This is a genomic window from Rahnella sp. BIGb0236 (assembly GCF_004364755.1).
GTDB lineage: Bacteria > Pseudomonadota > Gammaproteobacteria > Enterobacterales > Enterobacteriaceae > Rahnella > Rahnella victoriana.
Genome location: NZ_SOAO01000006.1, coordinates 275,189 through 287,284, shown reverse-complemented (window position 1 = coordinate 287,284; position 12,096 = coordinate 275,189). Strand labels below are relative to the sequence as shown.

The window sequence follows — 12,096 nt, the reverse complement described above, 5'->3', positions numbered from 1 at the left end:
AGCCGCTATGCCGATCAAGGTACTGCCGCCGCAACTTGCTAACCAGATAGCAGCGGGCGAAGTTGTCGAAAGACCGGCTTCCGTGGTGAAGGAACTGGTGGAAAACAGCCTTGATGCGGGCGCAACGCGCATTGATATTGATATCGATCGCGGCGGTGCCAAGCTTATCCGTATTCGCGATAATGGTTGTGGCATTGGCAAAGACGATCTGGCGCTGGCACTGGCGCGACATGCGACCAGCAAAATCACCTGTCTTGATGATCTGGAAGCTATCCTCAGCCTCGGTTTTCGTGGTGAAGCGCTGGCGAGTATCAGTTCCGTCTCGCGTCTGATCCTGACCTCGCGCACCGCAGAACAGAATGAAGCCTGGCAGGCGTACGCCGAAGGGCGCGACATGGCGGTGACGGTCAAACCGGCGGCGCACCCGCAAGGCTCGACCGTGGAAGTGCTGGATTTGTTCTACAACACGCCCGCCCGCCGCAAATTCATGCGCACCGAAAAAACCGAATTCACCCATATCGACGAAGTCGTCCGGCGGATTGCGCTGGCGCGCTTTGACGTGTCCGTCAATCTCAGCCACAACGGCAAGCTTATCCGCCAGTATCGCGCGGTGAAAGACCCGTCGCAGGCTTCCCGCCGTCTGGCCAGTATTTGCAGCCCGACGTTTGTCGAGCACGCGCTGGAAGTGGAATGGAGTCACGGCGATCTGGGCATCCGTGGCTGGGTGGCCGATCCGGCAGGTTCGCGCAGCCTGACGGATATGCAGTATTGCTATGTGAACAACCGCATGATGAAAGATCGCCTGATTAATCATGCGATCCGCCAGGCGTATCAGGATCAGCTCAAAGACGATCAGCAGCCCGCGTATGTGCTGTATCTGGATGTCGATCCGCATCAGGTGGATGTCAATGTGCATCCGGCCAAACACGAAGTGCGATTCCATCAGTCGCGGCTGGTGCATGATTTTATTTACCAGGCGGTGATGTCGGTATTGCAGCAGGCGGGCGCGCCCGTTCTGGATGAGCCACAGCTTCAGGAAGATACGCCGCGCTGGCAGCAGGAAAACCGGCAGGCTGCGGGCGGAAATCATTTCTCGCAACCGGCAGAAAGAAAAGCACCGCCATCCCGCGAAAACGTGTTTCCGGAAACCGCACGGGCCAGTCAGCCGCGTGAGCCTGCTTTTCGCAGCAACGAACCGGCGTACAATCCTTCTGAAAGCAAGGCGTATGGCCGTTTACTGCAATCTGCGCCGGAGTCATTTTCCTTGCAGGAACCGGCGCCCGCCGTGGCACAGCCCGCTAAGCCTGCCGTTTCTGTGGCCCGTACACTGACTGAACCGGCGCTGGAATCCCACAGCCAAAGTTTTGGCCGGGTACTGACGGTGTGTTCAGCGGAATATGCGTTGCTTGAGCGTGGCAAACAGCTGGTGTTGTTGTCATTGCCGGTGGCCGACCGCTGGCTGAAATGGGCGCAACTGACGCCGCCGGAAGACGGGTTGCGGCCGCAGCCGTTGCTCATTCCGCTGAAACTGACAATGAATAAAGAAGAGATCGCCGTCCTGACGCGCCATCAGGCGTTATTGCAGCATTTTGGTTTAGAAATGCTCAGCGAGTCACAGCGTGTGACGGTTCGCGCGGTACCTTTACCATTACGCCAACAAAATTTACAAAAGTTGATACCTGATCTGTTAGGTTACCTTGCTGTTCAGCAGGAGGTGACTTCTGATGCGGTAGCTATGTGGTTTGCCCGCCACTGCGGCTGCGAGCACGAGGTCTGGACGATTTCACAAGCCATACAATTACTCACGGATGTTGAGCGTCTTTGCCCGCACTTGGTGAAATCGCCCCCGTCCGAACTTCTGCAACCTCTTGATTTACAGCCCGCGCTGGCGGCTTTTAAGCATGACTGACTCTGAAAAAAACGCGCTTCCCCCGGCGATCTTTATTATGGGGCCGACCGCATCCGGCAAAACGGCACTGGCGATGTCGCTGATGAAGCACCTGCCTGTGGAGCTGATCAGCGTCGATTCCGCCCTGATCTATCGCGGGATGGATATCGGTACAGCGAAACCGACAGCAGAAGAACTGGCTGACGCCCCGCACCGATTGATCGATATTCTTGACCCGACGGTGGCGTATTCGGCCGCAGACTTCCGGAAAGATGCTTTACGCGAAATGGCGGAAATAACCTCGCGCAATAAGATCCCGTTATTGGTAGGGGGGACTATGCTTTATTTCAAGGCATTGCTCGAAGGTCTTTCACCGTTACCTCCGGCAGATCCCGCAGTGCGCGAACGTATCGAAAAGCAGGCTGCAGAGCAGGGTTGGGAGGCGTTACACGATCAGTTGCGCGATATCGATCCGGTCTCGGCTATGCGAATTCATCCGAATGATCCACAGAGACTGTCCAGAGCACTGGAAGTTTTTTTTATTTCGGGTAAAACTTTAACGGAACTGACTAAAATTTCGGGTGAAACATTACCCTATCGCGTATATCAGTTTGCGATTGCGCCGACCCGCCGTGAATTATTACATACGCGGATCGAGGAACGTTTTAGTCAGATGTTGTCCAATGGTTTTGAAGACGAAGTCAGAACGCTGATAGCTCGCGGCGATTTGCACACGGATTTGCCTTCCATTCGTTGTGTGGGTTATCGCCAGATGTGGTCATATTTATCTGGTGAATTCGATTACGATGAAATGGTTTATCGTGGTGTTTGCGCGACACGACAGCTGGCCAAACGTCAGATGACCTGGTTGCGGGGTTGGGAGGGTGTCGAATGGCTCGATTCTGAGAAGCCAGAAGAGGCCTTAAACCGTGTAATTCAGGTTGTTAGTGCATAGGTTGGGTGATTGTGTACAATTGATGAGTACTCAGCGCGCAAATTTTTTATGTGATTTATTTTCGAGCCGATAGGCTCAAAGTTACAAACAACAAACTAATAAGGAAAAGATAGAATGGCTAAGGGGCAATCTTTGCAAGATCCGTTCCTGAACGCATTGCGTCGTGAACGTGTTCCGGTTTCTATTTACTTGGTGAATGGTATTAAGCTGCAAGGCCAGATTGAGTCTTTTGACCAGTTTGTCATTCTGTTAAAAAATACGGTTAGCCAGATGGTGTATAAACACGCTATCTCCACCGTAGTGCCTTCCCGCCCGGTGTCTCACCATAGCAATAATCCAGGTACGGGCAGCACCAACAATTATCACCATGGTAGCACTCCGTCTGCGCAACAGCCGCAGCAGGAAAACGATGACGCTGAATAAAGCGCAGCGTTGGTCAACCACGAAGGGGTTCATAAGTATTCCGATTATGCTTATGCACCCCCGGCTGGCGAATTTTTCCCAAATGAGAGGTCGCAAGCTTGTTTGACCGTTATGAAGCCGGTGAGCAGGCCGTACTGGTTCATATCTATTTCTCGCAAGACAAAGACACGGAAGACCTGAGCGAATTTGAATCGCTGGTATCTTCTGCAGGTGTAGAGGCGTTGCAAGTCGTCACCGGGAGCCGCAAGGCACCGCACCCAAAATACTTTGTCGGTGAAGGAAAGGCCCAAGAAATCGCAGATGCCGTCAAAGCAACGGGCGCCTCTGTCATCCTGTTTGATCACGCCTTGTCTCCCGGCCAGGAAAGAAACCTGGAAGCCTTATGCGAATGTCGCGTTGTCGACCGCACCGGATTGATATTAGATATTTTTGCCCAGCGGGCCCGAACACACGAAGGTAAGTTACAAGTAGAACTGGCGCAATTACGCCACATTGCTACCCGACTGGTTCGGGGCTGGACACACCTTGAGCGACAGGGCGGCGGCATTGGCGCGCGTGGCCCGGGTGAAACCCAGCTCGAAACTGACCGCCGTTTGTTGCGGGACAGAATCACCTTGATCCTCAGCCGTCTTGAAAAAGTGGCTAAGCAGCGTGAACAGGGTCGTCGTTCACGCGTTCGTGCGGATATTCCGACGGTGTCTTTGGTGGGGTATACCAACGCCGGGAAATCCACACTCTTTAACCGTATTACTCAGGCCGATGTTTATGTGGCCAATCAGTTGTTTGCTACGCTGGATCCTACGCTGCGCCGTATTATGGTGGCAGATGTCGGGGAGACGGTTTTGGCGGACACCGTAGGGTTTATTCGTCACCTGCCCCATGATTTGGTTGCGGCCTTTAAAGCAACGTTGCAGGAAACCCGACAGGCATCTCTGTTACTCCATGTGATTGATGCAGCGGACATCCGTGTTCAGGAAAATATTGACGCGGTGAATACGGTGCTGGCAGAGATCGAAGCAGATGAAATTCCTGCGCTGTTAGTGATGAACAAAATAGATATGCTGGATGATTTTGTCCCGCGTATCGACCGCAACGAGGAGAATTTGCCGGTCAGGGTTTGGCTTTCCGCCGTGACAGGTGAAGGTATTCCGTTGCTTTTCCAGGCATTAACGGAGCGACTCTCTGGCGAAATCGCGCAGCATGAATTGTGCTTACCGCCGGAAGCAGGCCGACTTCGTAGCCGTTTTTACCAGCTTCAGGCCATTGAAAAAGAATGGATTGAAGAGGATGGCAGTATTGGTCTGATGGTGCGAATGCCCATCGTTGACTGGCGTCGCCTCTGCAAACAAGAGCAGGAACTGGAAAGCTATGTCCGCAACCAGAGCCTGACTGATTTAGCCTGAAGAACACCAATCATAGAATAATGGAGCTATAACATGGCGTGGAATCAGCCCGGTAATAACGGACAGGACCGCGACCCCTGGGGCAGCAGCAATAATAATAGCGGCAACTCTGGTGGAAATTCTGGTGGGAATAACGACAACAAAGGCGGCCGCAATCAGGGGCCACCTGATCTGGATGATATCTTCCGTAAGCTCAGCAAAAAACTGGGGGGCTTCGGTGGAAAAGGTTCAGGCAACAACAATAATAGCAACAATGGCGCGCCAACGGGTTCCGGTCATGGAATGAGTGGCGGCCGGATTGTCGGCATCGCAGTCGCTGCGGTGGTAGTGATCTGGGCAGCTACTGGTTTCTATACCATTAAAGAAGCCGAGCGTGGCGTTGTGACCCGTTTTGGTAAGTTCAGCCATCTGGTTGAGCCGGGCCTGAACTGGAAACCGACCTTCATCGATGATGTGCGCGCAGTGAACGTAGAATCGGTACGTGAACTGGCTGCGTCTGGCGTGATGCTGACCTCTGATGAAAACGTCGTGCGCGTTGAAATGAACGTGCAGTACCGCGTGACGGATCCTGAAGCCTATCTGTTCAGCGTCGCCAATCCTGACGACAGCCTGAGCCAGGCAACGGACAGCGCCTTGCGTGGCGTTATCGGCAAATACACGATGGACAAAATCCTGACTGAAGGCCGTACCACGGTGCGTAGCGATACCCAACGTGTACTGGAAGAAACCATTCGTCCGTACAAAATGGGTATCACCATTCAGGACGTCAACTTCCAGACCGCGCGTCCGCCGGAAGAAGTGAAAGCATCCTTCGATAACGCCATCGCCGCCCGTGAAAGAGAGCAACAGTCTATTCGTGAAGCAGAAGCTTATGCGAACCAGATCCAGCCTCTGGCAAACGGTGAAGCCCAGCGTTTATTGGAAGATGCAAAAGCCTATAAAGACCGTACCGTTCTGGAAGCACAGGGTGAAGTGGCCCGTTTCTCCAAACTGTTGCCTGAATATAAAGCCGCGCCGGAAATTACCCGCGAGCGTCTGTATATCGAAACCATGGAAAAAGTCCTCAGCCATACCCGTAAGGTGCTGGTGAGTGACAAAGGCAATAACCTGATGGTTCTGCCGCTGGATCAAATGCTGCGCGGAAATAACGCCGCAGCCAACGACACCAGCAAGAATGATGACACAGGTTTACTGCCTTCCGTTCCGGGGTTGACCAGCAGTAACAGCAAAAGCAGTGCCGATAACAGCAGTTCCCGTTCGTCTGGCAGTGTCATGGACCAACGCCGTGCCAATGCACAGCGTGACGATACACTTCGTGTAGGGAGAGAATAACAATGCGTAAGTCATTTTTACTTATCGTCGTTGTGGTGCTGGTGGCGCTTTATGCTTCACTGTTTGTGGTTCAGGAAGGTCAGCGCGGTATCGTGCTGCGTTTCGGTAAAGTCCTGCGTGACGGCGATAACAAACCGCTGATCTATGCGCCGGGCCTGCATTTTAAAGTTCCATTCGTGGAATCCATTAAAATGCTCGACGCGCGTATCCAGACCATGGACAACCAGGCTGACCGCTTTGTAACCAGCGAGAAGAAAGACTTAATCGTCGATTCTTACCTGAAATGGCGTATCAGTGATTTCAGCCGCTACTACCTGGCAACGGGCGGTGGTGATGTGTCTCAGGCAGAAATTCTGCTGAAACGTAAATTCAGTGACCGTCTGCGTTCTGAAATTGGTCGTCTGGATGTGAAAGACATCGTGACCGATTCCCGTGGCCGTCTGACCCTGGACGTGCGTGATGCGCTGAACACCGGCAGCACAGGCGATGAGCCTGAAGCGACCACCGAAGCCGATGATGCGATTGCCTCAGCAGCCAAACGTGTTGAGCAGGAAACCAAAGGCAAACAGCCTGCGGTGAACCCGAACAGCATGGCAGCACTGGGTATCGAAGTGGTGGATGTGCGTCTCAAACAAATCAACTTGCCGGAAGAAGTGTCCAGCGCCATTTACGATCGTATGCGCGCTGAGCGTAATGCGGTGGCATTGCGTCACATCTCTCAGGGTAAAGAAGAAGCGACCAAGATTCAGGCAGCTGCGGATTACGAAAGAACCCGTACAGTGGCTGAAGCTGAGCGTACTGCCCGTATCACCCGGGGTGAAGGGGATGCCGAAGCGGCGAAACTGTTTGCTGATGCGTTCAGCCAGGATCCGGACTTCTATGCATTCATCCGTAGCCTGCGTGCTTACGAGGCCAGCTTCAAGAGCGGTAACGACGTCATGGTGTTAAGCCCTGACAGCGATTTCTTCCGCTTCATGAAGTCACCTGAAAAAAATAAATAATTGCTTCTGCAATTTCCAAAAGGCCCTGAGGGGCCTTTTGTCTTTTCTGAAATCCTTCTCTTTTTTGGAAGGGATGCAATGAGACTGACTTACCATGAATTCGACAATCTGGCTGGCGCTGGCATTAGTTTTGGTGCTTGAAGGCCTGGGGCCGATGCTTTATCCAAAAACCTGGAGAAAAATGATCCTCTCGCTGGCGAATCTTCCGGACACGGTTTTACGCCGTTTTGGCGGGGGTCTTGTGGTCGCCGGCTTCGTAATTTACTACATGTTGCGTAGTCGTCTGGGTGGGTGAGGTTTTGTTACATCCTGCGTGTCACGTCTCGCTGCGACCCGTAGCACGCAATTAAAATTTTTCCCGCAAACGTGTGCTAAAAGTGCTGGAAAGCACAGAATGAGATGTTAGAATCCTTTTTTAAGCAACCTGGTGATTCTTGAGATGGGTAAGAACGTCGTCGTACTCGGCACTCAATGGGGTGATGAAGGGAAAGGCAAGGTCGTAGACCTGCTTACTGAACGGGCTAAATATGTTGTGCGCTATCAGGGCGGTCACAACGCCGGTCACACTCTGGTTATCAACGGTGAAAAAACCGTTCTTCATTTAATTCCGTCTGGCATTTTGCGTGAAAACGTGACCAGCATCATCGGCAACGGTGTTGTTCTGGCTCCTGACGCCTTAATGAAAGAAATGGGCGAACTTGAAGCTCGTGGCATCCCTGTACGCGAACGTCTGTTACTGTCTGAAGCTTGCCCGCTGATCCTGCCTTATCATGTCGCGCTCGACATGGCGCGCGAAAAAGCGCGTGGCGATAAAGCGATTGGCACCACCGGTCGCGGCATTGGCCCGGCTTATGAAGATAAAGTTGCCCGTCGCGGTCTGCGCGTAGGTGATCTCTTCAACAAAGAAACTTTCGCTATCAAGCTGAAAGAAATCATCGAATACCACAACTTCCAGCTGGTTAACTACTACAAAGTAGACGCCGTTGATTACCAGAAAACCCTGGATGATGTCATGGCGATTGCCGACATTCTGACGGGCATGGTCGTTGATGTGTCTGAACTGCTGGATGGCGCGCGTAAGCGTGGCGATCTGATCATGTTCGAAGGCGCACAAGGTACGCTTCTGGACATCGACCACGGGACTTATCCGTACGTCACGTCTTCCAACACCACGGCTGGCGGCGTCGCTACCGGTTCGGGTATTGGTCCACGTTATGTCGATTACGTTTTGGGCATCGTCAAAGCCTACTCCACCCGTGTGGGTGCAGGTCCGTTCCCGACTGAACTGTTTGATGAAACTGGCGAGTTCCTGCGTAAGCAAGGTAACGAGTTTGGCGCGACCACCGGTCGTAGCCGTCGTTGCGGCTGGCTGGACATCGTGGCTGTTCGTCGTTCTGTGCAGATCAACTCCCTGTCTGGTTTCTGTCTGACCAAACTGGACGTGCTGGACGGTCTGAAAGAAGTGAAGCTGTGTATCGGTTACCGTATGCCTGATGGCCGCGAAATGACCACCACGCCGCTGGCAGCAGAAGGCTGGGAAGGTATCGAGCCAATCTACGAAATCATGCCAGGCTGGACCGAAACCACCTTTGGCGTGAAAGAAGTTGATAAATTGCCGCAGGCTGCGCTGAACTACATCAAGCGTATCGAAGAACTGACTGAAGTGCCGGTGGATATCATTTCAACAGGCCCGGATCGTAGCGAAACGATGATCCTGCGCGACCCGTTTGACGCCTGAAAGCCTGAGCTGATTGCGTAAAAACGTCATAACCGGGCAAAACTGCCCGGTTTATTTTTTTCTGAATCCCTTCACTTGTGTACTTTCCAGAAACCATCCACTATCTAAATGATTAGCTGCAAAGTTCGCGGCTGGTTTATCATCAAAGTGTCATAATAAACAATCATCTTCACCCTGTTGTCATTGCTGACGTGGAAAGACCGGGTAAATAGCTACCCAGAGGTATGTGTGCAGTTAACGAGTTTTACTGATTATGGTTTGAGAGCATTGATTTATATGGCGTCGTTGCCTGAAGATCAGATGACCAACATTTCGCAGGTCACCGACGTGTACGGTGTATCGCGCAACCACATGGTGAAAATCATTAATCAGTTGAGCCGTGCTGGCCTGGTGACTGCCGTTCGTGGAAAGAACGGGGGAATAAAACTGGGTAAGCCCGCGGAAACCATTCGCATTGGCGATGTGGTGCGCGAGCTGGAACCGCTTTCGCTGGTCAATTGCGCCAGCGACTTTTGTCATATCACGCCCGCATGCCGGCTAAAACAAGTCCTGCACACTGCTGTAGAACATTTTCTTGATGAGCTGAATCAGTACACTGTGGCCGATATGGTCAAAGATAACTCAACGCTCTACAAATTATTGCTTGTTGAATGAAAGACTTTCAACAAACTGCTGATGACAACGGAGGAACCGCTATGTCACAAGATCCATTCCTGGAACGAGAAGCAGAAAAATACGAATCACCTATTCCCAGCCGTGAATTCATTCTGGAACACCTCGCGAAACGTGAAACACCTGCCAGCCGAGAAGAAATCGGTAACGAACTGAACCTGTCCGGTGAAGAAGCACTGGAAGCGCTGCGCCGCCGTCTGCGCGCCATGGAACGCGACGGTCAGTTAGTGTTCACCCGCCGTCAGTGTTATGCGCTGCCGGAGCGTCTGGACTTACTGAAAGGCACGGTTATCGGCCATCGTGATGGCTACGGTTTCCTGCGTCTCGAAGGCGTCAAGAAAGACGATGTGTATCTTTCTGCTGAACAAATGAAAATGTGTATCCACGGTGACGTGGTACTGGCACAGCCGGTCGGTACAGACCGCAAAGGTCGCCGCGAAGCGCGCATTGTGCGTGTGCTGGTGCCGAAAACCAGCCAGATTGTTGGCCGTTACTTCACCGATGCCGGCGCCGGTTTTGTGGTGCCGGACGACAGCCGTCTGAGCTTTGACATCCTGATCCCGTCCGACGCCATTAACGGCGCGCGCATGGGCTATATGGTCGTTGTTGAACTGACCCAGCGTCCGACCCGCCGCACCAAAGCGGTCGGTAAAATCGTTGAAGTGCTCGGCGATAAAATGGGCACCAGCATGGCGGTAGATATCGCCCTGCGTACCCATGAAATCCCGCACGTCTGGCCGCCACAGGTGCTGAAGCAGGTCGAAGACCTGAGCGAGCAGGTGCCGGAAGAAGCGAAAAAAGGCCGTGTCGATTTACGCAGCCTGCCGCTGGTCACCATTGACGGTGAAGACGCCCGCGACTTCGATGACGCCGTGTATTGCGAGAAAAAACGCGGCGGTGGCTGGCGCCTGTGGGTGGCGATTGCCGACGTCAGTTATTACGTCCGTCACGGCACCGCGCTGGATGACGAAGCACGAAGCCGTGCAACGTCAGTTTACTTCCCGTCGCAGGTTGTCCCGATGCTGCCGGAAGTGCTGTCGAATGGTCTGTGTTCCCTGAACCCGCAGGTAGACCGCCTGTGTATGGTCTGTGAGATGACTATCTCTGCGCAGGGCAAGCTGACCAGCTCTAAATTCTACGAAGCCGTGATGAGCTCTCACGCGCGTCTGACGTACAACAAAGTCTGGCGCATCATCGAAGGCGATCCGGAACTGCGCGAGCAGTATTCCCCGCTGGTGAAGCATTTGCTTGAACTGCACACCATGTACAAAATGCTGGATCAGGCGCGTGCCGAACGTGGTGGTATCGCGTTCGAAACTGAAGAAGCGAAATTCATCTTCAACGCTGAACGCCGTATCGAACGTGTCGAACCGACGGTGCGTAACGATGCTCACAAACTGATTGAAGAGTGCATGATCCTGGCGAACATCGCGGCGGCACGTTTTGTTGAGAAACATAACGAACCGGCGCTGTTCCGCGTGCATGACCGTCCAAGCGATGACCACATCTCTGCGCTGAAAAGCGTGCTGGGTGAACTGGGTCTGGTGATGGGCGGCGGCATGAAGCCTGAGCCAAAAGATTATGCGCAGATCATGGATGAACTGGCCGATCGTCCTGACCGCGAAATGCTGCAAACGATGTTGCTGCGTTCGATGAAACAGGCGATTTACGATCCGGAAAACCGCGGCCACTTTGGTCTGGCGTTACCGTCGTACGGTCACTTCACTTCGCCAATCCGTCGTTATCCGGATCTGGCGCTGCACCGTGCGATCAAGTATCTGCTGGCGAAAGAGCACGGCACGCTGAAAGATCGCTGGACGCCAACCGGCGGCTGGCACAGTGATTACGAAGACATGTTGCAGCTCGGCGAGCATTGTTCGATGGCAGAACGCCGTGCGGATGAAGCCACCCGTAACGTCGCTGACTGGCTGAAGTGTGACTTCATGCAGGATCACGTGGGCGAAGTCTTTACCGGCATTATCGCCAGTGTTACCGGCTTTGGCTTCTTCGTGCGTCTCAACGATTTGTTCATCGACGGGCTGGTGCATGTGTCCTCGCTCGACAATGATTATTACCGTTACGACAATATCGGCCAGCGTCTGGTCGGTGAGTCCTCCGGCGCGGTTTACCGCCTGGGCGATACGGTAGAAATTCGTGTTGAAGCCGTGCACATGGACGAACGTAAAATCGATTTCGCACTGGTGTCCAGCACCCGCAAAGCGCGTGGTGAAGGCAAAACCGCACGCGACCGCGCCAAAAAAGGTGGCGAGCGTTCCATGCGTTCAACGGCACCGGCCAACGCGGGTCGCCGTCGTACCGGTAAGAAAAACGTGAACTTCGAGCCGGACAGTGCCTTCCGCAAAGACGACGCGAAACCGGCTAAGCCGAAGAAAGAAAAAGCGGCTGGCGCAGTGGGTAAAGACGGCAAGCCGAAGAAAGCCAAAAAGCCTTCTGATAAAACAGCCAAAATTGCTGCGGCCACCAAAGCCAAACGCGCGAAGAAAAAGTCAGCCGAAAGCTAAGCCAGACGGGCTGGTATTCTACCCGAAAGCATTCAGGTTGCAGGAAGGCGGCAAACGAAGGAATCCCGATGAGCTTACTCAGGTAAGTGATTCGGGTGACTGAGTGCCGCCAACGCATCTGCAGCGTGAATGATGAAGGGTATGATAGAATCGCCCGCAATC

The 12,096-nt window shown here is 53.3% G+C and carries 10 protein-coding genes; all 10 read left to right on the top strand.

Annotation, left to right across the window (positions count from 1 at the left end; genetic code table 11):
* The first annotated feature begins 7 nt into the window (after positions 1–7).
* Positions 8–1,909 carry a DNA mismatch repair endonuclease MutL gene (gene mutL / locus EDF78_RS14840; RefSeq protein ID WP_133823360.1) on the top strand — a complete coding sequence of 634 codons (1,902 nt, stop codon included), beginning with the start codon at positions 8–10 and terminating at the stop codon, positions 1,907–1,909.
* A complete protein-coding gene (gene miaA / locus EDF78_RS14835; RefSeq protein ID WP_095923702.1) occupies positions 1,902–2,843 on the top strand; it encodes a tRNA (adenosine(37)-N6)-dimethylallyltransferase MiaA in 942 nt (313 codons plus the stop codon). Before mutL ends, miaA begins: the two co-directional genes overlap by 8 nt.
* Before the next feature lie 114 nt (positions 2,844–2,957).
* A complete protein-coding gene (gene hfq / locus EDF78_RS14830) occupies positions 2,958–3,266 on the top strand; it encodes an RNA chaperone Hfq (protein WP_095923701.1) in 309 nt (102 codons plus the stop codon).
* Between the two features lie 98 nt (positions 3,267–3,364).
* Positions 3,365–4,669 carry a ribosome rescue GTPase HflX gene (hflX, locus tag EDF78_RS14825; RefSeq protein ID WP_095923700.1) on the top strand — a complete coding sequence of 435 codons (1,305 nt, stop codon included), beginning with the start codon at positions 3,365–3,367 and terminating at the stop codon, positions 4,667–4,669.
* A 33-nt stretch (positions 4,670–4,702) separates the two neighbouring features.
* Complete coding sequence (gene hflK / locus EDF78_RS14820) at positions 4,703–6,001, top strand: FtsH protease activity modulator HflK (protein ID WP_131694429.1); 1,299 nt, start codon at positions 4,703–4,705, stop codon at positions 5,999–6,001.
* A 2-nt stretch (positions 6,002–6,003) separates the two neighbouring features.
* Entirely contained in the window at positions 6,004–7,002 is a 999-nt protein-coding gene (gene hflC, locus EDF78_RS14815; protein WP_095923698.1) for a protease modulator HflC, read from the top strand.
* A gap of 94 nt (positions 7,003–7,096) precedes the next feature.
* On the top strand, positions 7,097–7,297 hold the full coding sequence (locus EDF78_RS14810) for a DUF2065 domain-containing protein (protein WP_095923697.1): 201 nt from the start codon (positions 7,097–7,099) through the stop codon (positions 7,295–7,297).
* A gap of 144 nt (positions 7,298–7,441) precedes the next feature.
* Complete coding sequence (locus tag EDF78_RS14805; RefSeq protein WP_095923696.1) at positions 7,442–8,740, top strand: adenylosuccinate synthase; 1,299 nt, start codon at positions 7,442–7,444, stop codon at positions 8,738–8,740.
* Positions 8,741–8,968: 228 nt separating this feature from the next.
* Positions 8,969–9,394, top strand: a complete 426-nt coding sequence (gene nsrR / locus EDF78_RS14800; protein ID WP_095923695.1) for a nitric oxide-sensing transcriptional repressor NsrR — start codon at positions 8,969–8,971, stop codon at positions 9,392–9,394.
* Positions 9,395–9,435: 41 nt separating this feature from the next.
* On the top strand, positions 9,436–11,934 hold the full coding sequence (gene rnr / locus EDF78_RS14795; RefSeq protein WP_095923694.1) for a ribonuclease R: 2,499 nt from the start codon (positions 9,436–9,438) through the stop codon (positions 11,932–11,934).
* Positions 11,935–12,096: the final 162 nt, after the last annotated feature.

Bases quoted from the DNA above. Each gene is read 5' to 3' on its own strand.
- mutL (WP_133823360.1), top strand. From the start codon at position 8: ATGCCGATCAAGGTACTGCCGCCGCAACTTGCTAACCAGATAGCAGCG.
- miaA (WP_095923702.1), top strand. From the start codon at position 1,902: ATGACTGACTCTGAAAAAAACGCGCTTCCCCCGGCGATCTTTATTATG.
- hfq (WP_095923701.1), top strand. From the start codon at position 2,958: ATGGCTAAGGGGCAATCTTTGCAAGATCCGTTCCTGAACGCATTGCGT.
- hflK (WP_131694429.1), top strand. From the start codon at position 4,703: ATGGCGTGGAATCAGCCCGGTAATAACGGACAGGACCGCGACCCCTGG.
- hflC (WP_095923698.1), top strand. From the start codon at position 6,004: ATGCGTAAGTCATTTTTACTTATCGTCGTTGTGGTGCTGGTGGCGCTT.
- EDF78_RS14810 (WP_095923697.1), top strand. From the start codon at position 7,097: ATGAATTCGACAATCTGGCTGGCGCTGGCATTAGTTTTGGTGCTTGAA.
- EDF78_RS14805 (WP_095923696.1), top strand. From the start codon at position 7,442: ATGGGTAAGAACGTCGTCGTACTCGGCACTCAATGGGGTGATGAAGGG.
- rnr (WP_095923694.1), top strand. From the start codon at position 9,436: ATGTCACAAGATCCATTCCTGGAACGAGAAGCAGAAAAATACGAATCA.